Here is a 25,296-nt window from a genome sequence, read left to right as displayed (position 1 = left end):
TGATCGAGGTCAATCCTCGCGTGACGACATCGATTGGGGTGGCGCGCGCGGGTGACAAGCCAGCGAACGCTCTGTCGTGCCATTGGTGCGAGCAACCCCTTGTTGTTTGACAGGGGATACACATGCAAAATCTGTTCTTAAAAGTGACCGTTTCCACCGCAGCTCTCGGGCTTTGCGGCACCTTCATTGCGCACGCGCAGGATGATGTCCGCACCATGTCGCCGCACGAACCGGTCATCGTCGTCACCGCCAACCGCAGCGCCCAGCCCGTCGAAAGGGTCGGCCAATCCATCACGGTGATCGATTCGGCCGAAATCGAGCGGCGGCAGACCCAAACCGTCGCCGATATCCTGCGAACCGTGCCGGGTGTCAGCATCACGCGCAACGGCGGCGTCGGGACATCCACATCGGTGTTCATTCGCGGTGCAGAGAGCGATCAGACCGTGGCGCTGGTCGATGGCATCAAGCTCAACGACCCTTCGTCGCCGGGGGGCGGCTTCAACTTCGGCAATCTGCTGATCGGCAACATCGAGCGAATTGAGGTTTTGCGCGGACCATCGTCGGTGCTTTGGGGCAGCCAAGCGATCGGCGGGGTTATCAACATGATCACTCGCCAGCCGACGGACGCCCTGACAGTCAACGTACGCGGCGAATATGGCTATCGCGATACTGGACAGCTGGTTGGCAACATTGCCGGAAAAGCCGGTCCGTTTTCGGCCAGCGTGGGCGCAGGATACTTCCGCACCGATGGCATCTCCTCATTCAGCGAAGCGCGCGGCGGCATCGAAAAGGATGGCTATGAAAATTACGGTGCCAACGGTAGTTTCAATCTGGCGCTGAGCGACTGGTTGTCGCTCGATGCGCGCGGCTGGTATTCGGAAGGCCGGGTGAATATCGATGGCTTCCCTCCACCAACCTTTGCCTTTGGTGATGTGAACGAGGAATCGCGCACCCGCGAAATCGTCGGCTATACCGGAGTTAACGCCACGCTGTTCGACGGTCGCTTCCGTAACCGGCTGGGCTATGCGTACACCGACACCCGTCGCCGCAACTTCAGCCTTGTCGGCCTGCCTGCCGAGACCTTTGTCGGCAATGGCCGCAACGAACGTATCGAATATCAGGGCATGTTCGATATCGCAGAAGGCTGGCAGCTGACGGGTGGACTGGAACGCGAGACATCGCGCTTTTCCAGCAGCAGTTTTGGTGCGCGTCCTTCCATCGGACGGGCCCGGATCGACAGCGTTTACGGGCAGATCGTGGCGACACCGGTGACGGGCCTGACCCTGACCGGCGGCGTTCGGCATGATGACCACAACCGCTTTGGCGGAGCCACCACCTTTGGGGCGAGCGGCGTTTACACGGTGAGCCAGACCGGCACGACAGTGCGCGCCAGCTATGCCGAGGGGTTCAAGGCACCGTCGCTGTTCCAGCTGCAAAGCGACTTCGGCAATCAGCTGCTCCAGCCGGAAAGCTCGAAGGGCTGGGACGCCGGGGTCACCCAGAATCTCGTCAACGGGCGGTTGCAGGCCAGTGCCACCTTCTTCCGGCGCGACTCAGACGATCTCATCATCTTCATATCCTGCCCGCTGCCACGCACAGGCATCTGCGCTGGACGGCCTTCGGGCACGTATGACAACGTCTCGAAGGCGCGGGCTAAAGGCGTTGAAATCGGCCTGACGATGCAGCCGGTCGATGCGCTGCGGCTGCAGGCGAACTATACCTATACAGATGCCACCAACCGGTCGCCTGGCAATGTCAACTTCGGGCGGCAACTGGTACGGCGGCCGCAGCACAGCGTCACCGCGCTGATCGACTATCGCTGGGGTTTCGGGTTGGAGACCGGCGTCACGCTCACGCATGTCGGGTCGAACTTCGACAATGCCAACAACAGCCGCAAGGTTGAAGGCTATGTGCTGGCGGACCTGCGCGCCTCGTTCCCGCTGACCGACCGGATCGACATCTATGCCCGGGTCGAAAACCTCTTCGACGAACGTTACGAGACGGTGTTCCGTTATGGCTCGCCGGACCGGGCGGGCTATGCCGGTGTGCGGATGCGCTACTGATGAAGGCCGCAGCGCGCGCCTTGATCAATGATTTCGCCCGACACGGCGGACGTATCGATATTGCGCGCGCTGCGTTTCCGCAGGTTGCCCGGTGGACCGATCTGTCCACCGGCATTGCGCCCTGGCCCTATCCGGTTGGACATGTTGCGGGCGCCGCAGAGCGCCTGCCCGATCCGCTTGACTTATCTGCGTTGGAAACTGCCGCTGCCGCATTCTTCGGTGTCGATGCGACGCGCTTGGTGGCGGTGCCGGGTAGCGATCTGGCGCTGCGGTTGCTGGGCGCGATGCTGGGCGGACATCTGGGCAACAGGTCAGCCGCTGTGGTGCGCCCCGGCTATTCCGGTCATCTGACAATGTGGGGCGAAAGCGCTGCCACCGAGTGCACCGCCGATGCGCTGCTGGCAATGGCGAAGACGCACGATGCGCTAGTGCTCGCCCGGCCCAACAATCCCGATGGACTGGTTGCCGATTCCACGCAGATGCACTCAGCGGCGGCGCTGTTGGCGGAGCGTGGCGGATATCTGATCGTCGATGAGGCGTTTGCTGATGCCGACCCGCACGACAGCCTGGCCAGCTGCGATTGGCCGGGACTGATCGTGCTGCGATCTTTCGGCAAGTTCTTCGGGCTGGCCGGATTGCGATTGGGCTTTGTTATCGCACCGCCGCAAATTGGCGAACGGCTGCGCACACTGATCGGCTACTGGCCGATATCCGGCCCGGCTCTGGCGACGGGCCTTGCCGCCTGCAGCGATACGGCTTGGCATAGGGAACAACGGGCGCGACTGCACGAAGCATCGCAGCGTCTCGCGCAGATGCTTTGCGACCATGGCATCGAGATCGTCGGCCGCACCGCCTTCTTCATTCTGATTTCAGCGGAGCGCCGCGACGCGCTGTTCGTGCATCTGGCGCTGGCTGGCATTCTGACTCGCCCGTTTGATTATGCGCCGGGCTGGCTGCGGATCGGATTGCCGCGCGAAGACAGCGACTGGACCAGGCTGGATGATGCGCTGGCCACATGGAATGCCGCTTGGAAGACCACAGGGAGCACGCAATGACCGAGACGCCAGAAGACTTTGCCCGCCACAACGCCCGCATGAAGCGGGTACAGGTCGCACGCGAGCGGATGCAGGCACGCCGCACGCTCGAGCGCGGATTGCTGATCGTCCACACCGGCAGCGGCAAGGGCAAATCGTCTTCCGCCTTCGGCATGGCCATCCGCTCGCTGGGCTGGGGAATGAAGGTCGGTATCGTCCAGTATGTCAAAGGTGCGTGGGAGACGGGCGAGAAGAACTTCTTTCATGCCAATCCCGATTTGCTGACATTTGAGGTGATGGGTGAAGGCTTTACCTGGGACACGCAAGACCGAGCCCGTGACATCGAAGCAGCGCGTGCTGCGTGGGAGCGGTCGAAGGCGCTCATTCTTGACCCTGCCTATGATTTCATCATCCTGGATGAACTCAACATCGCCCTGCGGCAGGATATTCTGCCGATCGACGAGATCGTTGCCTTTCTGAAGGACCGCCCGCTGACCAAGCACATCTGCATCACCGGACGGAACGCCAAGCCAGAGCTGATCGAGATAGCCGATCTGGTTACCGAGTTCGAAGAAGTGAAGCATCCATTCAAGGCCGGGTTCAAGGCGCAGAAGGGCGTCGAGTATTGATCCGCGCTGCCGCCTTTGCCCTTGGCCTTTTGGTCGCGGGCTGCTCATCGCAGGCCGCTGACCGATTGGTGGAGCGCCCGTCGTCCGAGCCATCGGCCCTGCCCCGCGTTGCATCGATCAACCCGTGCGTCGATGCGGTGCTGATGCAGATTGCCCAACCGCAGCAGATTGCAGCGATCAGCCATTATTCGCAGGACGAGCGCGCGACCTCGATCCCCCTCGATCAGGCGCGGCGCTTTGCAGCGACATCTGGAACAGCCGAGGAGGTCGTCGCGCTGGCGCCTGACCTCGTGATCGCCGGTGCCCATGTCGCCCCTTCGACGATATCCGCATTGCACCGCATGCGTATTCCGCTGGTCCAGATCAGTGTGCCCGAGAGCGTTGCCGAAAGCATCGCACAGGTTCGCACGATTGCAGCCGCCATCAACCAGCCCGCACGCGGCGAGGCGCTCGTGTCCCGGATCGACAACGCAGTGCGCGCGGCAACGCCCGCAAGCGACGCGGCCCGCAGCACAGCCCCCGGCGCGCTGATCTGGCAAGGGAGCGGACTGGTGCCCGGCGAAGGCACGCTCGCCAGCGAGTTGCTCCGCGTGACTGGCTATCGCAACATGAGCGCGAATTATGGCCTGAAACGCTGGGATGTGCTGCCGCTTGAGCATCTCGTTGCGCGTCCGCCGCGCGTACTTCTGTCGGTTGGCGCACAGGACCGCAGCGACCGGATGCTCGGCCATCCGGTGCTGGCGGGGCTGACCCGGAAGATCGCGGTGCGCCGTTACCCTGAGCGGCTGCTGCATTGCGGCGGGCCTACGATCATCGATGCGGTCGCACATCTGGCCAGCATAAGGGGGACACTGTGAACCGCGCGCTGAACCTCAATCTTGCGTTGCTTGCGGGCATCGCTGCCGCCTTTGTGCTGTCACTGCTGGCAGGCAAGGTGTGGATCCCGCTGGATGCCTGGTCTGTGGGCGATCCGCGCTGGCCGATCATTGCCGAGCTTCGTCTGCCGCGCACGGTGCTGGCGGCGATGGTCGGTGCGGCGCTTGGCCTTTCGGGTGCGGCGATGCAGGGCTATCTGCGCAATCCGTTGGCCGATCCCGGATTGTTCGGCGTGTCGTCGGGCGCGGCGCTGGGCGCGGTGATCTCGTTGTATTTCGGTTATGCTGCCGCACCCTGGCTGCTGCCTGCTTTTGCGTTGACCGGAGCGGCGGTGACCATGACCATCCTGGCACTGCTGGTGGGCCGGTCGGGCAGCGTCATCCTGTTCACGCTCGCAGGCGTCATCCTTTCCAGTGTGGCGGGATCGATGACCGCGCTGGCGATCAGCCTCGCACCCACGCCGTTTGCGACATCGCAAATCGTTACCTGGCTGATGGGCGCGCTTACCGACCGCAGCTGGGACGATGTGACGCTGGCGCTGCCGCTGCTGGCGCTGGGGTGCGTGCTGCTGGCCTTCACGGGACGCACGCTTGACGCACTGACGCTGGGCGAATCCGCTGCCCGGTCGATGGGCGTCGACCCGCTGCGGTTGCAGTTGCTGATCGTCATCGGCGTGGCCCTGTGTGTCGGCGCATCTGTGGCGACGGCAGGCATCATCGGCTTTATCGGCCTGATCGTGCCGCATCTCGTCCGGCCCTTTGTAGGCAACCGGCCCTCGGCGGTGCTGCTGCCGTCCGCACTGGCGGGCGCCTTGCTGTTGCTGGTGGCAGACTGTTTGGTACGCGCTATGCCGACGGTCAGCGAATTGCGGTTGGGGATTGCGATGTCGATGCTGGGCGGGCCGTTCTTCCTGTTCCTTCTGCTGCGCATGCGCCGAGGGCTGGCATGAGCGTGCTGAAAGCCGAAGGTATTTCGCTCAGGCTGAGCGGGCGCACCGTGCTCGATGCAGTCAGCGCTACGTTTACGCCCGGACAGGTGACGGCGGTGCTGGGGCCGAATGGTGCGGGCAAATCCACTTTGCTTTCGTGCCTTGCCGGTCTGCACACGCCCGATGAGGGCCATGTAATGGTCGGTGGTCGTCCGCGCGCCACGCTGGGTCTGCGCGATCTGGCCAGGCAGATCGGCCTGCTGCCGCAGGGAGCCGATGTCCATTGGGATGTGGATGTCGCAACACTTGTGGCGCTGGGACGCTATCCGCACCGAACTCGATGGGGCGAGACCCAGGCGGATCGCATCGCTGTGGCAAGCGCCATGGCCGCGACCGATGTCGCACAGTTTGCTGCCCGTCCGATGACCGCCCTGTCGGGGGGCGAGCGCGCCCGCGTATTGCTGGCGCGCGTGCTGGCGGGCGAACCGCAATGGCTGCTGGCCGATGAACCGCTGGCCAATCTCGATCCTGCGCACCAGCTCGATACACTTGAGTGCCTGCGCGATGTCGCTCGCAGCGGCGCGGGGGTGATCGTCGTGCTGCACGACCTCAACCACGCGATCCGGGTGGCAGACGAGGTGCTGCTGATGTGCGATGGCCGCATCGTCGCGCAGGGTGCGCTCGAAGACGTGCTGACTCCGCAGAGTATCGCAACGACCTATGGAGTATCCTCGCATATCGGCACGACCCCGGACGGCCTGCGGTTCATCGTGACCACTCCGATGGCACGTTAGGATATGCTCGCGCGGCCCGATCAATTGCTGCTGGCCCTGATCGGGGAGGCTGCGATCGGTTACCCCGCTGTTATGTTGGCGGTGATCGGCCATCCGGTGATGTGGATCGGTGCCGCTATCGCTAAGCTGGAACAGCGATGGAACGCGGGTAGCGTGCTGCGCCGCCGGGCGATGGGGTTGACGCTGCTGATGGTGGTCGCAGGCGGTGTCGGCACGGCCGCTTGGCTGATCGAATATTGGGCGTCAGGCAGTATCGCGCTGGTGCTTATTATCGCGGTCGCAACCACGGGCATGGCGCAGCGCAGCCTCGACGATCATGTCCGTGCCGTCTCCCGGCCCCTGATGCAGGGAGACGTGGGGGCGGCGCGCATCGCGGTCGCCCGGATCGTGGGCCGCGATACCCGCGGGCTGGATGAAAGCGACATCGCGGTTGCCGCCACTGAGAGTCTGGCGGAAAGCTTTTGCGATGGCGTGGTCGCGCCCGCATTCTGGTTTCTTGTCGCCGGGCTACCGGGCCTGATGATCTGCAAGGCCGTGAACACCGCTGATTCGATGATCGGGCACCGCGATACGCATTATCTCCATTTCGGCTGGGCAGCTGCGCGCACCGATGACGTCGTGAACTTCATTCCAGCGCGGATATCCGGGCTGCTCATTTGCCTTGCAGGATGGGGCGGTTGGCGCATCATGCTGCGCGATGCCCCGTTTCATGCTTCACCCAATGGCGGCTGGCCGGAGGCGGCGATGGCGGGCGTTTTACGGCGCAAACTGGGTGGGCCAGTGTGCTATGACGGCGAACCGGCTCCCCGCGCCTGGCTGGGCGATGGTTCTGCGCCTCATGCTGCCGATCTGCAGCGCGCGTTGTGGGTCTATCGCCGGGCGTGCCTTTTGATGTGGGCCAGTTTAGGAGCGCTTGCATGGCTGCTGTGATGTTGCAGGGAACAGGCTCGGACGTCGGCAAATCGGTGCTGGTCGCGGGCCTGTGCCGGTTGCTCACCAATCGCGGGCTGAAGGTCGTTCCGTTCAAGCCGCAGAATATGTCGAACAACGCGGCGGTGGCGCACTGCGGCGAGATCGGCCGGGCGCAGGCCTTACAAGCCATGGCGTGCCGCGCCGTACCCAGCATCGACATGAACCCGGTGCTGATCAAGCCGCAGTCAGACACCGGCGCGCAGGTGGTGGTGCACGGTATGGTCATTGGCACACTGGGCGCAGCGGATTATCAGCACCGCAAGGGCGAGCTGCTGTCGGCGGTGATGCAATCCTGGGACCGGCTGCGCGCTGGAGCGGATATGGTCATCGTCGAAGGTGCAGGCAGCCCGGCCGAGATCAACCTGCGCGCCGGCGACATCGCCAATATGGGCTTTGCCCGCGCGGCAGGGGTTCCGGTGGTGCTCGTCGGCGATATCGACCGGGGCGGCGTGATCGCATCAATCGTCGGCACCAAGGCGGTGATCGACGAGGCCGACGCCGCGATGATCCACGGGTTTGTGATCAACAAGTTTCGCGGTGATGTGCGGCTGTTCGACGATGGTTATGCGCAGATCGAACAGCGCACCGGCTGGTCAGGACTTGGCGTCATCCCATGGCTCGCGGCCGCCCGGCAGCTGCCGGCCGAAGACGCGGTGGTACTGGATGCGGCAGCCGCCCGCGATGGCGCGATCACCATTGCAGTACCAATGCTGTCACGGATAGCCAATTTCGATGATTTCGATCCGCTAGCGCACGAACCGGGCGTGCGGCTGACGATGGTGGCGCCGGGCCAGCCCCTGCCCGGCGATGCGGCGCTGATCATTTTGCCGGGGACCAAGGCGACGATCGCCGACCTTGCATTCCTGCGCGCGCAGGGCTGGGATATCGATATCGCCGCGCATGTCCGGCGCGGAGGTGCGCTGCTGGGCATCTGCGGCGGGTACCAGATGCTGGGACAGGCGATCGAAGACCCCGATGGCGTGGAAGGCGCGCCGGAAACCGTGGCGGGATTGGGCTATCTGCCCGTCACCACCCGGCTGACCGCGGACAAGCGCGTGGTCGATGTGACCGGCACCAGCCTGCGCGATGATCAGCCGTTTACAGGCTATGAAATCCATGTCGGCCAAACCCGCGCGCTCCCTCAGGTTCAGCCGTTGCTGCGGTTGGACAGCGGAGAACATGATGGCGCGGTCAGCCCCGACGGGCGGATCGCCGGATGCTATATCCACCGGCTGTTCGATCACCCTGCCCAGCGCGGTGCGTGGCTCGCTCGGCTAGGCGCGCAGGGCGATGGCGTCGCGCAGGACCATCGCGTCGATCAGGCGCTCGATGCGCTGGCCGCCTCGCTCGAAGACTATGTCGATATTGACCGCTTGCTTGCCATTGCGCGGCATAGCCATGACTGAGCCGACTTTCGGGCCCGCCTTCCGCGACCAACTGGACAACCTGCTGGCATGGCGGCGGGATGTGCGGCACTTTCAGACACGCGCCTTGCCTGAAGGATCGCTCGACACGCTGATCGAAGCCGCATGCCGCGGCCCGTCGGTGGGCAATGCCCAGCCCTGGCGATTTGTGCGCATCCTCTCGCCCGGGCGGCGCGAGGCGCTGGCCGTTCAGGTCGATGCGCACAAACGCGCTGCAGGCGAGCAGTATTCGGGGGAGCGCAAGGCGCTGTACGAGGGCCTGAAACTCCACGGCCTGCGCGAAGCGCCCGAAATCGTCGCGGTGTTCTGCGATGAGCAGGGCGAAGCTGGCCAGGGGCTTGGCCGCGTTACGATGCCCGAGACTTTGTGCTGGTCGGTGGTGACGGCGGTGCACACCGTATGGCTGGCTGCCCGCGCGAACGGAATTGGCCTGGGGTGGGTGTCGATCGTCGATCCGCACAGCATCAACGCACTCCTGGATGTGCCCGAACACTGGCGCTTTATCGCGCTGCTTTGCCTGGGCTATCCAGAGCGCGAGACCGACACGCCGGAACTGGTTCGGCATGGCTGGCAGGACCGGTTACCTCCGGCAACAACACGGCTGGAACGCTGATGATCACTCGCTGTGACGTTCAGGCTAAGCTCGATGCCTTGGCCAAGCCGATGGGAAGCCTCGGGCAATTGGAAGCGCGGGCGGTGAAACTGGCGGTGGCAGGCCAGTCGCTTACCCCGGCCACCCGGCCACGCCGCGTTATCCTGTTTGCTACCGACCACGGAACATTGCTCAAGGGGTGACGCCCCGGCCCTCGTCGGTGCCAACGGCGATGGTCGAGCTGATCCTGAGTGGCAAGGCGAGCAGTACCGCGCTGGCCAACGCGCACGACGTCGATGTGCGGATGGTCGATGCGGGGATGATCCAGTCCCCGCGCAAGCCCTGGCCCGGTCATTTCGTTGCGCAACCCGTTGCCCCCGGGACGGCGGACCTCAGACAGGCTCCGGCGATGACTGTGGAGCAGTTCGACATGGCCTGGCGCTAGGCGCAGCAGAAGCGCAGGTCGCCATTGATGCTGGTCATCGGCTGCTGATCGCAGGCGAGACGGGCATTGGCAACACCGCCGCCGCCGCCTGCCTGACGCACCTTCTGGCGGGCATCGACGCGGATACCGCGACAGCCAGCGGCGCCGGCGCGGATGCGGCGATGCGCGGCATCAAGCGCGACATCGTTACCGCTGCCGTTGACCGGCTCGGCGGCCGAAACGACAAGGCCAAGCTGGACTGCAATCGCCGGGTGCGGGATTGTCTGTGCAACGACAAATTCGATATCCGGTTGACGACAAATGAGATGCCCGGAAATTCAGGGTTCGAAGCGGAAGCGATAGCTACCTTTTGAGCGTCGGATTGCCTTGGTGATGGCCTTGTTGTTGGCGTCGAGGTCGAAGCGTTCAGGGTGGAAAGACCGCCCGGCCCATCGGCGCATATCTTTATGCTCGTCATGGCGCGAATCGTGCCAGGCTTCGAGGAAGTCGAAATAGCCCGAAGGCCCTCCAACGTCTTCGGGCGGAGCGCGGCGGGATCCAGCGACACAGCGCGGGTATTTGACGCCTGGTTCCTTGGTTTTGCGGGTTAGTTCGACGGCGTGCACCCAGCTGTCTCCGAAATCATATTCGTAGAAGATGATTATCGGCGCGGGGCCATAAGCGGCGAAATCGCACAGACGTACATCGCTCGCTTCAAAGGTACGCCGATCGGACCAATCACCTTCATCGAACTCGGGTGCACCGTAGGTCAGGCCACCGATATCAAACTGATGAAGGTGGCTGTCTGTCCATTCGAATGAGGCCTGTATTACCTCATGGAGTTGAGCCAGGTTGAGGGTGCCAGGGAGCTCGAACCGGCGGCTGATGACAGGCTGGATATCGACTATATGGATATCGGCTTGGATGATGATGTCGTTGGGTTCGAACATGAGAATAGCATGACGCGATGCTGGCGCGACGGCAACTGTCGACGACACTTACCCTGCGACATAATCCGCGACAATTACGGTATGAGCTCGGCGTTTTTGGCGGCGGTCCGGCGGCAATAGCTCTCGGCGTTGAACTCGAGGATGGTGGCATAATGGACGAGGCGGTCGACAGCAGCGATCGTCATGGCGGCGTTTGGAAAAATCTGTCCCCATTCAGTTAGCGTTTCAGCGCCCGTTTGAGCCCAAAGCGACCCTAATGGTCACTCAGCGACCAATTTTCGCCGTCGAGGTGTGTACCCCTTGGCATTCCGGCGGCAGCCGACCCAGCCTGTGTGAAAACGCTGCAGATGTAGCTGCTGGAAGGCGATGTCACGTAGATAGCGGGCAGATTCTGGCGCAATATCCTTCAGGTTGCGATGGCTTTGAGGATTGCCTTGCTACCCCCGATATTGAGGACCCTGGTCAGGTTGTAGGCCAGTACATGCAGCGCCATTTCGGTTGAGACCCTGGGCTTGGTCTTCATGAGGAAGTGTGTGTAGCCCATTCGCGCCTTGAGAGTGGCGAAGGGATGTTCAACCGTTTGCCTTCGTATCCGCATCGCATCAGGGTTCGCATCCAGCCTTTTCTGCATGGCTTCGATTACGTCCTCATGCTCCCACCGGGTGACGCGGCGTTCCTTGGAGGTCGTGCATTGGGCCTTGATGGGGCAACTAGGGCAAGAGCTGGTCCAGTATCGATTGAGCGTCATGCCCCTTTCCACTGTCTGGAACCGATTCTTCAACTGCTCACCGGCCGGGCAGCGATACGCGTCCTGCTCGGGCATGTAGACGAAGTCTTCCTTGCCGAACCGACCGGCCGTCTTTGCTCTTGAGGTCATAGGTTTAGGCATGGTCACCGTCACGCCGACCTGTTCGCTTGCCAGGATTTCCTCGCCTGAGAAGTAACCTCTATCAGCAACCACATCGAGCCGGTCTGTTTCCAGCACCGCTTTTGCCTTCATTGCCATACCGCTGATTTGGGCACGGTCGCTACCAATGTTCGTCACCTCGTGGGTGACGATCAGATGATGCTCTGTATCGACCGCGATCTGGACATTGTAGCCGACCATCCCGGTCCCCCGGCCGCTGGTCGCCATGGAGCGTGCATCCGGATCGGTCAGCGAGATTTGTTGGTCCGGTTGTGCCAGCATCTGAGCTTCCAACCCGTCAAGGCGCCGCATCTCTTGCTCAAGCCTGGCGACCTTCTCCTTGAGCCTTTCCGTTTTGGCGGCCAGTATCTCGGTCGGTTCCTGACGGTCGGCGGTATCGAGCTGCGAGAGATACCGTGCAACGCTCTCCTCGATCTGCTGCCGTCGGCGCTCCAGCTTGGCCTTGGTGAAGTTGCGATCGCGGTTGTTTACCGCCTTAAACTTACTGCCGTCGATGGCGACGCTCCCGCCGGCCAGAAGGCCCATCTGGCGGCACAGAAGGACGAAGCGGCTGCAAACCCCTTGGATCGCAGCGCCATTGTCACGACGGAAGTCCGCGATCGTCTTGTGATCTGGCACCAGCCGACCAACCAACCACATAAGTTCGACGTTGCGATCGGCCTCACGCTCCAGGCGACGGCTCGACTGCACCCGGTTCAGATATCCGTAAATGTACAGCTTGAGCAGCACCGAGGGATGATAGGATGGACGCCCCGTCGCCGCAGGCTCCACGCCGTCAAAGCCAAGCTCTCCAAGATCCAGCGCATCAACAAATGCATCGACCACGCGAACCGGATTATCCGCCCCGATCCAGTCATCTACACACGATGGGAATAATGTCGTCTGGCTGCGATCAGCGCCAGCAATGAAGCGACCCATATGACCCTCCAAACCGTCAGAGCAGCATACCATAATTGTCGCCTTTTCACACAGGCTGGACCCATATCAGACACTCAGCATACGATTTTCGATCCTCAGTTGCCGACGGTCCGCTTTTCCGGTCGTCGCTCCTTCTGTAGATAAAGACGTCATCCTGAGGCCCACTATTTGCAGAAGCACGTTGTTGTCGTTCGAGAATCCACCGCCCTGGTCCGTGGCGATTCTTCGAAGATGTGGAATAAGCAAGCCTCGACTGTGTCTACTGGTTCAACCATTGCCGACTGGTTGAGCCCGCCGCCAATATCCCCCTGCCGATGCCGAAAAACAATATCATGCTGCCGCGTAGGATATCGATATGCCAGCGGGATTCACAGCCAACGCTTCCAACTGACCCGGGGCGGTTCAGACTGCTAATGCGACCCCATATAACGGCCGCCATTGGTGCTGATCGTCTGGCCGGTGATGTAGCTGGCTTCCTCCGAAGCCAAATAGGCGCAGGCGGCGGCAATATCTTCCGGTTTGCCGACGCGTTTCATCGGCAATGTCTTGGCGAAGGCTTCCACATCGATCGGTGCCGCGCGCATCATCGGCGTGTCGATAAAGCCGGGCGGCACCATGTTGAACGTCACGCCGCTGGCGGCAAATTCCAGAGCTAGTGCCTTGGTCATGCCCATCAAGCCACCCTTGGAAGAGACATAATGGACCTGCGCGAAGGAACCAGACTGGACCGAGGAGGAGGTGATGTTGATCACACGACCCCATTCGGCGCTTAGCATGTCGGGCAGCACTTCTTTGGTCACCAAATAAGAGCCACGCAAATTGACACAGATGACCTTGTCGAACAGGTCGTCCTCAATCTCCATGAACGGCGTGAAGGGGGCTATCCCGGCATTGTTTACGAGAATTGCAACTGGCCCCAGCTGCGCGCGGGTTTCCTCGGCTGCTGTGTGGATAGCCGCCTTGTCGGAACAATCGACACCAATGGCGATGGCAGTGCCGCCCGCCGCCTTTATCAGTCTGCCGGTTTCGGCTGCTCCTTGCGCATTAATGTCCCATATCGCTATTTTCGCTGTATCTTCGGCCAAGCGGATCGCGATAGCGCGGCCGATGCCCGATCCCGCACCTGTCACTACCGCGACCTTGCTATTAAGAGAGCGTGTCATCGCCAAATCCTTTATGTTGATCGATTCCCGCAGACCTGTGTTTTGAGCGGCAATCAGATTGGGGCTTTCGGCTATCAAGTAAGACGAGCCGAAATCGTAAAGGCGAAGCCTTCGTGCGGTCCAATGCCAACGGCAGTACGTCGTCTATCTGCCTACATGCGATCAGTTCTGGCCGAGAAAATACGCGAATACATCGCGGAAATGGCGTTTTGAGAGAACTGCGTCACCATGTGGTAACAGGCGTATCCAGCGATATTGGCCTTTGATAAGAGACGTCGCTTTTGTCGCGCATACCTTTCGCATAGCCCTGTTCAACAAATCTGGGGTCGTGTCCCAGGAGGTGGTGTAGGTTTTGAGGGTAGCGAAGCTGACCGGACGCGCGCTCATCGATAAAGCGCTGTAGCGGCCGGTCAGTTTCGCGGGTGGTCACCGGCGAACTTCGGATAAGTTTGGGTTGCGAAGCTCAACTTACGGAGACCTCCGATGACCAATGACAAGATGGACCTGCACGCTCTGGTTGGGAAGACAGCCGACGGCGATTTTCTACGCGACATGATCGGCTTTGCCGCGCAGCGGCTGATGGAACTGGAAGTGGGCGGTGCGACCGGCGCTGCCTATGGTGAAAAAGATCCTGAGCGCCTCGCGCAGCGCAACGGCTATCGGGATCGGGACTGGGAGACGCGAGCAGGGACGGTCGAGCTGCGGATCCCCAAGCTGCGCAAGGGAACATATTTTCCAGGGTTTCTGGAGCCCCGCCGTATGGCAGAGAAGGCACTGACGGCCGTCATCCAGGAAGCTTATATCCAGGGGATCTCGACCCGCTCTGTGGACGATCTGGTCAAAGCCATGGGCATGAGTGGGATCTCAAAGAGCCAGGTCAGCCGACTGTGCGTGGAGATCGACGAGCGGGTGAAGGCCTTTCTCGATCGTCCGATCGAAGGCGACTGGCCCTATCTCTGGATGGACGCGACCTACATCAAAGTGCGGCGAGCCGGTCGCATCGTCTCTGTCGCGGTCATCATTGCCGTTGGCGTTAACAGCGATGGCCGGCGCGAAGTGCTCGGCATGGCGATCGGTCATTCCGAAGCGGAGGTCTTCTGGACCGAGTTTCTACGCAGCCTTGCTCGTCGCGGTCTGCGCGGCGTGAAGCTGGTGATCTCAGATTCCCATGAAGGCATAAAAGCCTCCGTCGCCAAAGTGTTCAGCGCCACCTGGCAGCGATGCCGGGTTCATTTTATGCGCAATGCGCTGGCCCATGCCGGCAAGAGTGGACGCCGGGTCGTGTCGGCATTCATCGCCACCGCTTTCGCCCAGGAAACTCCAGAGGCCGCAAAGGCCCAATGGCGTAGCGTCGCCGATCAATTGCGCCCTACCGTGCCAAAACTCGCTACTCTGATGGACAGCGCCGAGGAGGATGTGCTGGCCTACATGACCTTCCCAGCCCAACACCGCACGAAGTTGCACAGCAACAATCCGATCGAGCGGCTCAATGGCGAGATCAAGCGGCGCACCGATGTTGTCGGTATCTTCCCCAACGAAGAGGCGATTACCCGTCTCGTCGGCGCTATCCTTCTGGAACAGAACGACGTGTATGGACCACCCCCACCTTGCAAGGCTTTTCAACAGATTTCGACGATTTCGGATCTTGCGGTCGTGTATCCGGCCTTGTTGTGCGGCATAACACGCCGCAGGCCCCTATGGTTTCCGCGGATCGACGGCCGGACAAATGGACGAACTCAAATTGGTTCGCATCATTTCAGTGACCTTTGTCGATCCCCGGTGATACCGGTTCGCCATACTCTGTCGTTGCCCTCGCAAGTCGGCACCATCACATCGGCGCCGAACTGGTTAGGCCGCCATCGGCAAAGGCGATGGACGGCGGTATACCTCATTCCTGGTCAACATGGCCCAGATCGAGCGAGCCGTCTTGTGAGCGACGGCTGTTGAGGCTACATTCACGGGCCTCCTGTCGACCAAAGCTTTAAGCCAGGGCCGAGGTGTCACGTCCTTGCGGAACGTTGTTCCTACAACGGCCCGAGCTCCATGGATCAAGAGCGTTCGGAGATATCGATCGCCGCCTTTGCTGATCCGACCAATCTTCTCTTTTCCCCCGCTCGCTCGAATCCGTGGCGTCAGGCCAAGCCAAGCTGCAAAATGACGGGAAGACTTGAACTGACTGCCATCGCCGACGGCTGCCACAATCGCTGTCGCCGTAATTGGGCCCACGCCCGGAGCAGTAGCCAGACGCTGGCTGTCCGGGTTTGATTTGTGCCAGGCGACGATCCGCTTCTCCATCTCGCCAAGCTTATCGGTTAATGTGTCGATGTGCCGGAAAAGACATCGCAACGCTTCTCGCGCTTCGTCCGGGACGACGGTCTTGTCCGAGGTTGCAAGACGCTCGCTCAATATCGCGAGCTGTCGCACGCCCTTGCCCGCGATAAGCCCGTATTCGCCCAGCAGTCCGCGCAGTGCATTGATCGTCGCCGTTCGCTGTCGGACCAACAGGCTGCGGACACGATGCAAAGCCAGAACCGCCTGTTGCTGCTTCGTCTTGATAGGAACAAACCGCATGTTCGGCTTGGCGACGGCCTCGCATATGGCCTCCGCGTCGGCGGCGTCCGTCTTGTTCCGCTTCACGTACGGCTTAACGTACTGAGGTGGAATGAGCTTGACCGTGTGGCCGATCTCCACAAGCAAGCGCGCCCAGTGATGCGCGCTAGAACACGCTTCCATTCCGACTAGGCACGGCGGCTGCTTTTTGAAGAAGGCCGCCATATCGGCCCGAGAGAGCTTTCGGCGAAGCACGGTTAAGCCGGCCTCATCTACACCGTGAACTTGGAAAACCGTTTTGGCCAGATCAAGGCCAATCGTAACAACTGACATCGCGCTTCCTCCACTTTAATGGCACCATATAATATGATCGTTTGCATGGGGGTGGTCCATGCCATCAAATGGGCCGTCCAACGCTGCCGCTACATGACACTTGAGAGCGTCTCAGGTTTAAGCGATAATCCCATCATCACGTTGCCTGCCATGGCAGCATGATCAATCCGGCTTAGCCGGAGGTCGCTGTGGCTATCCCAGCGAACCTACACCACGCTGTGGGACACGATCAAATCTGGGATGCTGGAGGATCGAAGCGTCTCCAGTGATCAGCGTGTCAACAGTTGAGCGGCGCAACGCGATTTTCCATTCGCCATTGCGGCGCTCGACCCGATCGATATAGCGGCCATTGATGATCCGCGCCGTCTGCCCGCCACGGTCAAGCAGCGACACCATCACATAGCTCTCACAATGTGCGACATCGCCATCAATCTCGCAAAGATGGGTCGTGATGTTATGGAGATGCTGATCCGAACCGGCGGCATGGACGGCGTTCGACCACTGCGCATAGAGGGGGCCGGGATTGATGGCGTGACCATGTTCATCGACGCCATCCTCATGATAGGCGCTGGTCAGCAGATCGACATCATGTCGGTCATGGCCGCGCGCATGGCGTGCAATCAGATCCTGGATAGCCAGCCTGTCCTTGAGATAGGCGACGTCACGGCCAAGTTGCGCCAATTGCATATCGTCCATAGCGATCCTCCTCCGATAATATTCTTCGCTACCGCAAGATGAGCGGATATTGCTGGCGTGGTGCAACCTGATGCGTGTCGCGGCAGGAACGTGGCTGTCGACCACCCTGATCAGCAAAGCCATATTTCGGGGCCATCTCGGCCCCGATCACCGCCTGGCCGCTGATATCCATCAGGCCGGGATCGGAATATAATGCCCAGATCGCATGTCCGGTGAATTCGGGCGTTTCGGTCGCCGCTTCCAGATCCTTATATTTGATCGGATCGGAGGCGATGACCATGCGCAAGCGATCCGTCAGCAGCGCACCCATCCATATCGAAAGGGCGGCGACGTTGAATGGCCGAAGATCAACGGCCATGTCCGCCGCGAACTTGTCCAGTCCCGCCTTGTGCGCGCCATAGGCCGGGCCAAAGGAATAATGGACAGCACCCGATGCGGACGTGAACATGATGAGGCCGTGCCGCTGGGCCACCATCAGGGGGGCGGCATGGAAACTGGCGACATAGGCACTGCGCAAGCCGACATTGAGCATTTCGACAAGGCCGAGCGGCTTTTCCCAGAAATTGCCGGGGGCGGTCAGATCGTCATGCAAAGCGCACGCATTGTTGACGAGGATATCGAGACGGCCTTCGGCTTGCAAAACCTGGGCGAACAGCGATTCCACTTGCGAGTCATCGGCATGATCGACGCGAACGGCAATGCCCTTGCCGCCCGCCTGCGTCACCGCATCTGCTGTCTCCCAGATCGTGCCGGGCAGCGGATGATCGCCTGCTTTCTCGGACCGACCGGTTACGTAAACGGTGCATCCGTGACTGCCCAAGGCGATCGCAATGCCGCGCCCTGCGCCGCGGCTGGCACCGGTCACTACAGCTACCGGACTGGCTGTCATCACACTCTCCTCCCCTTCATGTCAGGTGAAGGATTCTTCACCGGCCAGGGTCGTGCGATGCATCATGCGCCCGCTGTCCATCGCATAAGCCAACGCACGGTGCATGGTCCCTGTATTGTCCCAGATCACGAGGTCGCCGAGCGTCCATTCATGCCGGTAAACAAATTGAGGCTGGGTCGCATAATCGCGCAGTCGGGTCAGTAATGCCCAGCCTTCCCGAAGATCCATGCCCTCGACGTGTGATGCCGTGGAACCCAGCACCAGCGACTTACGTCCCGACCGATGGGTCCATACCAGCGGCAGTATGTTGGGCTGGAATGTCTGCCACGTTTTCAACAGTTCATAACTTGGTTCGGGCTGCACATAGCGCTGCGCAACTTCGAACATATGGACGACTTTGAGCTTTTCCAGCGCCACTTTCTCTGCTTCGGGCAAATCATCATATGCCGCATAGGTGTTGGAAAACTCGGTCTGGCCCCCAGTGTCCGACAATTTGCGGCTGCTCATCAGCGAAGCGAAGATCGGGACGTTGCCCATTGTCCCATCAATATGCCAGTAGAACGCACCCTTGATATATTCGGCTACGGGATTTTCCTTAGGGTCCATCGTGATCTTGAAGGCCTTTTCCTCGACGATCGTGCCGATTGTCTTGGTAAAGGCTATCTGCTGGTCGTCGGTCAGGTTGAGGCCGCGAATGGCCACGACGCCGCGCTCCTCTAGCAATGCCCGGATTTGCGCCGAGCACGTGCCTCTCACCAGCGTCTCCACGTCCGTCACGATTTCACTGCCGATACGCGGCGCCAGATTTCTGACCTCAAAGCCGGCTTGTTCTGGCATCGGCATCTCTTCTCTCCCGTCCGGGCAGCCGTCGAGCCGCCACTCGTATGCTGCGCTAAGCACGTGCTTAGCTTTGCATGATGGTATCGGTCAAGAAATCACCGTCTGCTCCGAGTCGCCACGAGATTCATCGTCGGGGCGGTGGCTTAATCTTGTGAGAAGCCAGTCCATCAACTGGCGTGCATCGTCATGGCCCGACAGGATGCCGACCCCTTCCTCCATCACCAGCAATCGCGCCATAGCGGCCAGCCAGACGGTGGCTGCGCCGGCGGTGCATGGTCCAAGGTGAATGGGGCTGTTCGCCAGATAGCGTTCAATCGCTGCGATCTGGACGGCGCGGATATGTTCGGCATAGCGCGCAATTTCTTCGCCTATGACTTTCCGATGATTTGCCAGCGCCATAAACTCCATGGCGAGGGCGGTGCGACTGGGGTCGATGCTAAGCGTCCATAACGCACGCAGCGGGTCATCCGACTGTGCCGCCGCCTGATGGCGTTCGAGGCTCTGTTCGGCACCGCGCCTGTAGGCAGCCACCAGCAGGTCGTCGGACGTAGGGAAATAATAGTGGATGAGCGAGGCATTCAATCCCGCACGCGCGGCCACTTTTCGACCACTGACGGCAGCATATCCTTCCTCCACCATCAGCGCTAGCGCCGCGTCAAGCAACTGGGTGCGCGTAGCCGATTTATCCGTGCCGAAGCGTCGCTTTTGCGGTGTCGCCTTTACAGTGGCTTCCTCTGAAACGCGCTTGGCCAAGCAAAATATTCCGATCCCAGATTTAACGTCGCTATAGAGGCACTGCGCGGCTTTACAGTAGACGCAAATATTGCGCTTTTGGTATTTTGCGCAAACGCAGAGTGCAATGACGCACTGCAGCCAACTGAACGGCTAGCCGTCGCAAGCACTCCAAAACACCACTAAACTCTGGTTCAGCTCAGGCTGTCGCGGTGCGGTTATCCCATGAGGGATACACAGGAAGGCTAATCATCAGGAGCCCGCCAGCTGCACATCCTAGGGCTCCAATCAGGAGGAAAGGAGAATATCCGCCGGATATGTCATAGATATATCCCGCCAGCAGAGGCCCTACGCCCGATGCTAGCGCCATCAGAGCTGCCATCACGCCGTAAATCTTGCCGAAGTTACGCATGCCACCGTAAGTTGCGGTGAGGAATCCGGTAATCTGGGTCTTCGTCCCAGCCGCATAGCCATTAACAAGCATGGCGAACACAATGAGCACTGGCGACCGAGGACCGTAGTCCAGAAGCAGAAACGCAAGCGAAGCCACACCAAGCGTGATCCCGCCAATCCAGTTGGGGCGGAGGCGGTCGAGCAGCGCACCTGTTGCCAGTTTGCCAATGATACCGGCGATGCCCGCGAGGCTCAAAAGCCAGGCTGCCTTCGTACGGGAAACGCCAGCCTCGGTCAGAATGGGAAACAAATGGATGGTTAGGCCCATTGTCAACGCCATCACCACGAAGTTGGAGATGGCCACTCGCCACAGTGCAGAGTCTGCGAGGGCGGCGGGGGTTGAAAGACCTAATTTTACGTCAAGGCTTGCAGGGGATGGTGTATCCTGGCTTGGCGACATTGATCGGCGATCATGCGCGTCGAAGAAAAAGCGTAGGCACATCAGGAAGGTGATACCGCCCCACCCGAGCGCCAAGAGAATATAAGCACCACGCCAGCCGTTATTGGCGATCAGCCAATTCGCCAACGGCGGAACGATTGCTTGAGCAACCGCTGTTCCCGCGAGGGTGAGACCCAGCGCAAGGCCGCGCGATTCCCGGAACCTGCCGAGAATTGCCGCAGTCCAGGCGGTCGATTTGATGCTCACAGCGACCAGCCCAAATATTACCCAAAGGATGATCCACTGTGTTGTAGAGCCGGTGGCAAGGCTGAATGACGCAATCGAGCTCATGGTGAGCAGCAGGCCCGGCAGCACCAGACGCCGAGAGCCATGTCGGTCTATCAATGCCCCAAAAAAGGGCGACAGGATGGCCGTTATGGTTGTCGCGATCGACGGACCGACCGAGAGCACCGTTCGTTTCCAACCGAATTCGGCGGCCAGCGGCTCCATGAAAATGCCGGTGGCGGCCAGCATGATCGAGAAAAAGGAAAAACCGAAGGACGCCGCCAGTACAAAAGTCCAGTTGGCCTTCCATTCGCTGGCTACGACGACCCGATCTTTCACAATTGGTTCCTCAATTTGCGGTTATGGGGATTGATCATCCTCTGGAAATGCTGTGTCCGCCATCGACCGCCACGCGGGTGCCAGTGACATAGGAAGCCAGATCGCTGGCGAGGAACAGAACCGCGCCGACAATCTCGTCGGGCTCGCCGCCTCGCCCAAGCGGCTGGTGTTTGCGCGCATGTTCTGAAAATCCGTCCGATCGCGACCAGCTTCTGGTCCCATCGGTGTGGAAAGGACCCGGCATGATTGTGTTGACCCTGACTTTTGGCGCAAATTCCTTGGCAAAGCACTCGGTCAGCACGTTCAAGCCGGCCTTCGCGGCAGCATAGGGCGCGAAATAAGGTTCCGGCTTGATCGATCCGGTTGAACTTATGTTGATGATAGCGCCGCCATCGCGATCGACCATCCGCGCGCCAAACAGCGATGAAAGGCGAAAGGCGGAGCGCAGGTTGACCGCAAGGATATGATCGAATGCCGCCTGACTGGTTTCTCGCGAAGAGGGTTCGACTGGCGATTTGCCTACATTATTGATAAGTATCTGTGCGCCATCCCAACGGTCGTTGACCTCTTGGAACAGGCGGTCGCAATCGTCCCAAACGCCCGCATCGAAGCCATGGGCGGAAGCTCTGCCGCCTGCCGCTGCTACCTCTTCGGCCAGAGCCTCGCAGCTTCCGATCTTGCGGCTGGCGATGGCAACCGTGGCACCGGCCCTCGCTAGCCCCAATACGATCGCCCGGCCGAGACCGCGGCTTCCGCCAGTCACGACAGCCACCCGTCCACTCAAATCAATCGAAACCGACATGAAGCACCTCAAATCCAAAAGGATATCATCAATTGGTTGCCCAGCACGGGGTCAGCCATTTCGGACAAGTCTGCCGCCATCGATGATCAGCGTACCGCCTGTCTGAAATTTGGAGGCGTCGGACGCGAGATAGGCCGCCGGCCCTTCAATATCTGACAGGTCACCCGGACGACCGAGCGGAGTTATCCGGGAAAAGTGCTCGATCAGCTTTTCAGTCTCCGGGCTGCTGCCAGTAAGCCCGGTCAGGATGAAGCCGGGTACCAGCATATTCGCCCTGACCCCATAAGGCCCCATCTCTACTGCCAGTCCCCTGATCATAGCCAGCAAGGCACCCTTGGCTGCCGCATAGTGCTCCATGCCCTGGAGCCCCTGGAAGATCGACAGACTGCCGCAAGCGACGAGCGATCCTCCAGGGTCGCCTTCCTCCGCACGCGCCTTCATATGGCGCACTGCCGCGCGCAGGGTGTAAAAGGCGCCATGCAGGTTGACGTCCAGCAGCGCATGATAGTCCTGACTTGTGATCTCATCGAAGGACTTTGCGCGATGACTGACACCTGCATTGGCAAAGACACAATCGATCTTCCCCATGGCGCCGATCGTAGATGCGAACGCCCGATCAACGCTGTCGTCATCCGAAACATCGACCGTTTCAATATGCACGACCGGCGCGCCCAGAGCATTTAGCTTGTTCGTGACATTTCGAGCTTGGCGCGTATCGCGGTCCAGTATCGCGACAGAGGCATTCTGCCTCGCACATCCTTGCAGAAAGGCCAGGCCGATGCCGCTCATTCCACCCGTTGCGAGGACAACCTTGTCGGTTAGGTCAAACAGGCTACGCATTTGTCGATCCAATCACGCTATCGCAAGTTCGCGCTCGATTTCTTCAAGCTCGGACAGATAGCGAGCCTCGACATCGGCGGTCCTCGTTGGAATATGTTCGCTGGGGAACAGGCTATCGACGGGTACTGCATCCTTCAGCAGCATGTTCGCGATCTGGACCTGGTGGACTTCCGTCGGACCATCGGCCACCGACAGCATCGGAATGCCCATCCACATCTTGGCCAGTGGCGTTTCATGTGTAGTGCCAAGCGCGCCATGCAGATGGACCGCACGGCGGACGATGTCGTGATAGACGCGGGCCATTGCGACCTTGCTCATCGCGATATTGATGCGCGCCGCGCCATGGGGTTGCGTATCGATGGTCCAGGCGGCCTTCAGCACGAGCAGCCTGTACATCTCCAGTTCCATGGCGCTGTCCGCAATCATCCCCTTCACAAATTGATGATCGCCCAGCGATCGACCTTGCGTGCGGCGAGAGACAGCCCGCTCCAGCATCATGTCGAGCGCGCGCTGGCACTGGCCGACAACGCGCATGGCATGGTGGATGCGGCCTCCGCCAAGGCGGGCCTGGGCGAGCTTGAAGCCTTCGCCGGGTGCGCCCAGCATCGCATCGAGCGGTACACGGACGCGATCGAACCGCAGATAGGCGTGATGACCATTGTCTACCCTATCGTTCATGCCAGCGACGTCTCTGACATCGACGATCCCCGGCGTGTCCGAAGGAATGAGGAACATCGACATGCGCTGGTGGGGCGGGTTTTCCGGGTTGGTCACCACCATCGCGATGACGAAGCTCGAATTCTTGAAATTCGAGGCGTACCATTTCTCGCCCTCTATCACCCATTCGTCGCCGTTGCGCCGTGCGCTACAGGTAAACTCCTTGGGATCGGCGCCGGCTTGAGGTTCGGTCATCGCATAGGTGGAAAAAATGTCGCCATCGAGCAGGGGCTGGAGATAGCGGGCCTTCTGTTCGGCCGTGCCGAACATAGCGAGGATCTCGGCATTGCCTGTGTCCGGTGCAGCGCACCCAAATATTACCGGTCCCCACGATGTCCGGCCGAGAATTTCATTCATCAATGCCAGCTTGACCTGTCCGTAGCCCTTGCCGCCAAGTTCCGGCGTCAGGTGACATGCCCAAAGCCCCTGCTGCTTGACCGTGGCCTGCAGCTTTTTCGCCAGGGTCCGAGCTTTCCTGTTCTTCACGTTGAATTGCTCGCTCCCCTGCGGGAATAGAAGATCCATGGCCTCTACCTCGTCGCGAACGAAGCTGTTCATCCAGTCCAGCTTCTGCTGGAACTGCGCATCCACCGAAAAATCCATGCTTAAAATCCCATCTTGTTAATTGTGATTGCGCGCCTTCAGGCGGCGACGATCTGTTGGGCCTTGTTCATCAGCCAAGTCGCATAGGCGTGTACGGAATCGCCGACCTTGGTCGGAACCTTTCCGGCCTTGGATGCGGCATATGTCCCTTCTAGGAGGCAGGCGAGCTTGTAGCAGGCCAAGGCAAAGAACCATGGAATCTGCGCCGCGTCGCGACCACTTAACTGGCAATATTGCTCGACGAGTTCCCTTCGCGTCAGGAAACCGTCCCAAGGTTTGACCATGGGCGACTTGCCTTCCGGGTCACCCTCTTCGTGCCAGCTGGACAATATCCAGCCGAGGTCGAGCAATGGATCGCCCAGTGACACAAGCTCCCAGTCAAGCACGCCTGATATTTTTGGAGCCTTGAGCGAGAACATAACGTTGGGAAATTGCAGGTCGCCGTGGACAAGACCGATTCGCCGATCGCTGGGAAGATTGTCGGTCAGCCAGCGTCCTACTGTGTCGGTGTGCGGCAGTTCCCTTGGATCATAGCCAGGCGTTGCAGCATAGCCTTCCAACTGGGAGCGCCAACGTGCGACCTGTCGCTCGTGCCAGTTATCCGGTTTTCCAAGGTCGGCCAGACCGACGCGGACATGATCGACGTCCGCCAGCGCCGCAGCCGCACGGACAAGCTCTTCGCCCATTGCACGCCGCCAGCTGGCGTCCGTTGCAAAATTACCTGGCAGATCGCCAGATTTGGCAAAGCCTTCCAGCGGCTCCATCAGATAAAAACAGGCGCCGATCACCGACTCATCGTCGCATGTCGCCAGCACGGAAGGATGCGGCACGGCGCTGCCTTTCAAAGCGCGCAGCACCCGTGCCTCCCGAAGGATGGTTTCATTGCTCTTGGGTTTGATATACTTTCCTGGGCGGCGCAGAACGAAGTCTCGTCTATCAGTTTTTAAAAGAAAAACATTGTTCTGAAGTCCACCAGCCATTTTTCTGGCAGAATTGATCGATACTGATTTCAGTTCCTCTGTAGTAGATAGCCAATTTTTCAGTTTTTCCCATTCAATGAGACCATCGAAATCATCCAGTTGTCCGGACGCAGTCTGGGTCGACATCGGCACCCTCCAGTCAATTCTTATGTTCGAGTTGCAG

General features: G+C 60.4%; 23 protein-coding genes and 3 pseudogenes. 12 read left to right on the top strand and 14 right to left on the bottom strand.

Going from position 1 to position 25,296, the window contains the following annotated elements; translation table 11 throughout:
• The first annotated feature begins 122 nt into the window (after positions 1-122).
• From OVY48_RS18890 to OVY48_RS18835, 11 genes and pseudogenes are all read left to right on the top strand, one after another.
• Positions 123-2,063 (top strand): TonB-dependent receptor domain-containing protein, encoded by a 1,941-nt coding sequence (locus OVY48_RS18890; RefSeq protein WP_313923985.1) that lies wholly within the window; start codon positions 123-125, stop codon positions 2,061-2,063.
• Entirely contained in the window at positions 2,063-3,118 is a 1,056-nt protein-coding gene (locus OVY48_RS18885; RefSeq protein ID WP_313923984.1) for a threonine-phosphate decarboxylase, read from the top strand. The genes OVY48_RS18890 and OVY48_RS18885 overlap by 1 nt, the downstream gene beginning before the upstream one ends.
• Positions 3,115-3,726, top strand: coding sequence for a cob(I)yrinic acid a,c-diamide adenosyltransferase (gene cobO / locus OVY48_RS18880; RefSeq protein ID WP_313924846.1), 612 nt, complete (start codon positions 3,115-3,117; stop codon positions 3,724-3,726). The genes OVY48_RS18885 and cobO overlap by 4 nt, the downstream gene beginning before the upstream one ends.
• Positions 3,723-4,583, top strand: coding sequence for an ABC transporter substrate-binding protein (locus OVY48_RS18875; protein WP_313923983.1), 861 nt, complete (start codon positions 3,723-3,725; stop codon positions 4,581-4,583). Before cobO ends, OVY48_RS18875 begins: the two co-directional genes overlap by 4 nt.
• On the top strand, positions 4,580-5,551 hold the full coding sequence (locus OVY48_RS18870; RefSeq protein ID WP_313923981.1) for an iron ABC transporter permease: 972 nt from the start codon (positions 4,580-4,582) through the stop codon (positions 5,549-5,551). The genes OVY48_RS18875 and OVY48_RS18870 overlap by 4 nt, the downstream gene beginning before the upstream one ends.
• Positions 5,548-6,324 (top strand): ABC transporter ATP-binding protein, encoded by a 777-nt coding sequence (locus OVY48_RS18865; RefSeq protein ID WP_313923980.1) that lies wholly within the window; start codon positions 5,548-5,550, stop codon positions 6,322-6,324. Before OVY48_RS18870 ends, OVY48_RS18865 begins: the two co-directional genes overlap by 4 nt.
• Before the next feature lie 3 nt (positions 6,325-6,327).
• Entirely contained in the window at positions 6,328-7,254 is a 927-nt protein-coding gene (gene cbiB / locus OVY48_RS18860; protein WP_313923979.1) for an adenosylcobinamide-phosphate synthase CbiB, read from the top strand.
• Positions 7,242-8,702 carry a cobyric acid synthase gene (locus OVY48_RS18855; protein ID WP_313923978.1) on the top strand — a complete coding sequence of 487 codons (1,461 nt, stop codon included), beginning with the start codon at positions 7,242-7,244 and terminating at the stop codon, positions 8,700-8,702. The genes cbiB and OVY48_RS18855 overlap by 13 nt, the downstream gene beginning before the upstream one ends.
• Positions 8,695-9,333, top strand: coding sequence for a 5,6-dimethylbenzimidazole synthase (gene bluB, locus OVY48_RS18850; protein ID WP_313923977.1), 639 nt, complete (start codon positions 8,695-8,697; stop codon positions 9,331-9,333). The genes OVY48_RS18855 and bluB overlap by 8 nt, the downstream gene beginning before the upstream one ends.
• A complete protein-coding gene (locus OVY48_RS18845; protein ID WP_313923976.1) occupies positions 9,333-9,515 on the top strand; it encodes a nicotinate-nucleotide--dimethylbenzimidazole phosphoribosyltransferase in 183 nt (60 codons plus the stop codon). Before bluB ends, OVY48_RS18845 begins: the two co-directional genes overlap by 1 nt.
• Positions 9,516-9,544: 29 nt before the next feature.
• Positions 9,545-10,110, top strand: a pseudogene (locus tag OVY48_RS18835) (nicotinate-nucleotide--dimethylbenzimidazole phosphoribosyltransferase).
• Here OVY48_RS18835 and OVY48_RS18830 read toward each other — a convergent pair.
• The 4 genes and pseudogenes from OVY48_RS18830 to OVY48_RS18815 all read right to left on the bottom strand — a co-directional run bounded on the left by OVY48_RS18830 (position 10,075) and on the right by OVY48_RS18815 (position 13,695).
• Positions 10,075-10,686: a plasmid pRiA4b ORF-3 family protein gene (locus tag OVY48_RS18830; RefSeq protein WP_313923974.1), complete on the bottom strand. Its 612-nt coding sequence runs from the start codon at positions 10,684-10,686 to the stop codon at positions 10,075-10,077. The pseudogene OVY48_RS18835 and the gene OVY48_RS18830 overlap by 36 nt on opposite strands.
• 74 nt (positions 10,687-10,760) lie before the next feature.
• Positions 10,761-10,910: pseudogene (locus OVY48_RS18825) on the bottom strand (ATP-binding protein); the annotation flags it as partial.
• A gap of 182 nt (positions 10,911-11,092) precedes the next feature.
• The gene (locus OVY48_RS18820) at positions 11,093-12,532 is read right to left on the bottom strand and encodes an IS1182 family transposase (protein ID WP_313923973.1); all 1,440 of its coding nucleotides are present in this window, start codon (positions 12,530-12,532) and stop codon (positions 11,093-11,095) included.
• 410 nt (positions 12,533-12,942) lie between these two features.
• The gene (locus tag OVY48_RS18815; protein ID WP_313923972.1) at positions 12,943-13,695 is read right to left on the bottom strand and encodes a 3-oxoacyl-ACP reductase family protein; all 753 of its coding nucleotides are present in this window, start codon (positions 13,693-13,695) and stop codon (positions 12,943-12,945) included.
• Positions 13,696-14,178: 483 nt separating this feature from the next.
• On the opposite strand from OVY48_RS18815, the pseudogene OVY48_RS18810 reads away from it, so the two are divergent.
• Positions 14,179-15,282, top strand: a pseudogene (locus OVY48_RS18810) (IS256 family transposase); the annotation flags it as partial.
• 261 nt (positions 15,283-15,543) lie between these two features.
• Here OVY48_RS18810 and OVY48_RS18805 read toward each other — a convergent pair.
• The 10 genes from OVY48_RS18805 to OVY48_RS18760 all read right to left on the bottom strand — a co-directional run bounded on the left by OVY48_RS18805 (position 15,544) and on the right by OVY48_RS18760 (position 25,259).
• Positions 15,544-16,578: an IS110 family transposase gene (locus tag OVY48_RS18805; protein ID WP_107126479.1), complete on the bottom strand. Its 1,035-nt coding sequence runs from the start codon at positions 16,576-16,578 to the stop codon at positions 15,544-15,546.
• Between the two features lie 192 nt (positions 16,579-16,770).
• Positions 16,771-17,274, bottom strand: a complete 504-nt coding sequence (locus OVY48_RS18800) for a nuclear transport factor 2 family protein (RefSeq protein WP_313923971.1) — start codon at positions 17,272-17,274, stop codon at positions 16,771-16,773.
• Between the two features lie 28 nt (positions 17,275-17,302).
• Entirely contained in the window at positions 17,303-18,163 is an 861-nt protein-coding gene (locus OVY48_RS18795) for an SDR family NAD(P)-dependent oxidoreductase (RefSeq protein WP_313923970.1), read from the bottom strand.
• A 21-nt stretch (positions 18,164-18,184) separates the two neighbouring features.
• Complete coding sequence (locus OVY48_RS18790; protein ID WP_313923969.1) at positions 18,185-19,006, bottom strand: TauD/TfdA family dioxygenase; 822 nt, start codon at positions 19,004-19,006, stop codon at positions 18,185-18,187.
• Positions 19,007-19,090: 84 nt separating this feature from the next.
• Positions 19,091-19,756: a TetR/AcrR family transcriptional regulator gene (locus OVY48_RS18785; protein ID WP_313923968.1), complete on the bottom strand. Its 666-nt coding sequence runs from the start codon at positions 19,754-19,756 to the stop codon at positions 19,091-19,093.
• 178 nt (positions 19,757-19,934) lie between these two features.
• Positions 19,935-21,191, bottom strand: a complete 1,257-nt coding sequence (locus OVY48_RS18780) for an MFS transporter (protein WP_313923967.1) — start codon at positions 21,189-21,191, stop codon at positions 19,935-19,937.
• Positions 21,192-21,225: 34 nt separating this feature from the next.
• Complete coding sequence (locus OVY48_RS18775; RefSeq protein WP_313923966.1) at positions 21,226-21,993, bottom strand: SDR family oxidoreductase; 768 nt, start codon at positions 21,991-21,993, stop codon at positions 21,226-21,228.
• Positions 21,994-22,044: 51 nt separating this feature from the next.
• Positions 22,045-22,833 carry an SDR family oxidoreductase gene (locus OVY48_RS18770; protein WP_313923965.1) on the bottom strand — a complete coding sequence of 263 codons (789 nt, stop codon included), beginning with the start codon at positions 22,831-22,833 and terminating at the stop codon, positions 22,045-22,047.
• Positions 22,834-22,845: 12 nt separating this feature from the next.
• Positions 22,846-24,153: an acyl-CoA dehydrogenase family protein gene (locus OVY48_RS18765; protein ID WP_313923964.1), complete on the bottom strand. Its 1,308-nt coding sequence runs from the start codon at positions 24,151-24,153 to the stop codon at positions 22,846-22,848.
• 38 nt (positions 24,154-24,191) lie between these two features.
• Positions 24,192-25,259: a phosphotransferase family protein gene (locus tag OVY48_RS18760; RefSeq protein WP_313923963.1), complete on the bottom strand. Its 1,068-nt coding sequence runs from the start codon at positions 25,257-25,259 to the stop codon at positions 24,192-24,194.
• Positions 25,260-25,296: the final 37 nt, after the last annotated feature.

This window comes from Sphingobium sp. SA2 (assembly GCF_032227065.1).
GTDB lineage: Bacteria > Pseudomonadota > Alphaproteobacteria > Sphingomonadales > Sphingomonadaceae > Sphingobium.
The sequence above is the reverse complement of the archived record's forward strand: the minus strand, read 5'-3'. Positions and strand labels throughout refer to the sequence as shown.

Bases quoted from the DNA above. Each gene is read 5' to 3' on its own strand.
- OVY48_RS18805 (WP_107126479.1), bottom strand. From the start codon at position 16,578: ATGTCAGTTGTTACGATTGGCCTTGATCTGGCCAAAACGGTTTTCCAA.
- OVY48_RS18845 (WP_313923976.1), top strand. From the start codon at position 9,333: ATGATCACTCGCTGTGACGTTCAGGCTAAGCTCGATGCCTTGGCCAAG.
- OVY48_RS18855 (WP_313923978.1), top strand. From the start codon at position 7,242: ATGGCTGCTGTGATGTTGCAGGGAACAGGCTCGGACGTCGGCAAATCG.
- OVY48_RS18830 (WP_313923974.1), bottom strand. From the start codon at position 10,686: ATGTTCGAACCCAACGACATCATCATCCAAGCCGATATCCATATAGTC.
- OVY48_RS18885 (WP_313923984.1), top strand. From the start codon at position 2,063: ATGAAGGCCGCAGCGCGCGCCTTGATCAATGATTTCGCCCGACACGGC.
- OVY48_RS18775 (WP_313923966.1), bottom strand. From the start codon at position 21,993: ATGTCGGTTTCGATTGATTTGAGTGGACGGGTGGCTGTCGTGACTGGC.
- cbiB (WP_313923979.1), top strand. From the start codon at position 6,328: ATGCTCGCGCGGCCCGATCAATTGCTGCTGGCCCTGATCGGGGAGGCT.
- OVY48_RS18820 (WP_313923973.1), bottom strand. From the start codon at position 12,532: ATGGGTCGCTTCATTGCTGGCGCTGATCGCAGCCAGACGACATTATTC.
- OVY48_RS18800 (WP_313923971.1), bottom strand. From the start codon at position 17,274: ATGGACGATATGCAATTGGCGCAACTTGGCCGTGACGTCGCCTATCTC.
- cobO (WP_313924846.1), top strand. From the start codon at position 3,115: ATGACCGAGACGCCAGAAGACTTTGCCCGCCACAACGCCCGCATGAAG.
- OVY48_RS18795 (WP_313923970.1), bottom strand. From the start codon at position 18,163: ATGACAGCCAGTCCGGTAGCTGTAGTGACCGGTGCCAGCCGCGGCGCA.
- OVY48_RS18770 (WP_313923965.1), bottom strand. From the start codon at position 22,833: ATGCGTAGCCTGTTTGACCTAACCGACAAGGTTGTCCTCGCAACGGGT.
- OVY48_RS18760 (WP_313923963.1), bottom strand. From the start codon at position 25,259: ATGTCGACCCAGACTGCGTCCGGACAACTGGATGATTTCGATGGTCTC.
- OVY48_RS18815 (WP_313923972.1), bottom strand. From the start codon at position 13,695: ATGACACGCTCTCTTAATAGCAAGGTCGCGGTAGTGACAGGTGCGGGA.
- OVY48_RS18890 (WP_313923985.1), top strand. From the start codon at position 123: ATGCAAAATCTGTTCTTAAAAGTGACCGTTTCCACCGCAGCTCTCGGG.
- bluB (WP_313923977.1), top strand. From the start codon at position 8,695: ATGACTGAGCCGACTTTCGGGCCCGCCTTCCGCGACCAACTGGACAAC.
- OVY48_RS18865 (WP_313923980.1), top strand. From the start codon at position 5,548: ATGAGCGTGCTGAAAGCCGAAGGTATTTCGCTCAGGCTGAGCGGGCGC.
- OVY48_RS18790 (WP_313923969.1), bottom strand. From the start codon at position 19,006: ATGCCGATGCCAGAACAAGCCGGCTTTGAGGTCAGAAATCTGGCGCCG.
- OVY48_RS18765 (WP_313923964.1), bottom strand. From the start codon at position 24,153: ATGGATTTTTCGGTGGATGCGCAGTTCCAGCAGAAGCTGGACTGGATG.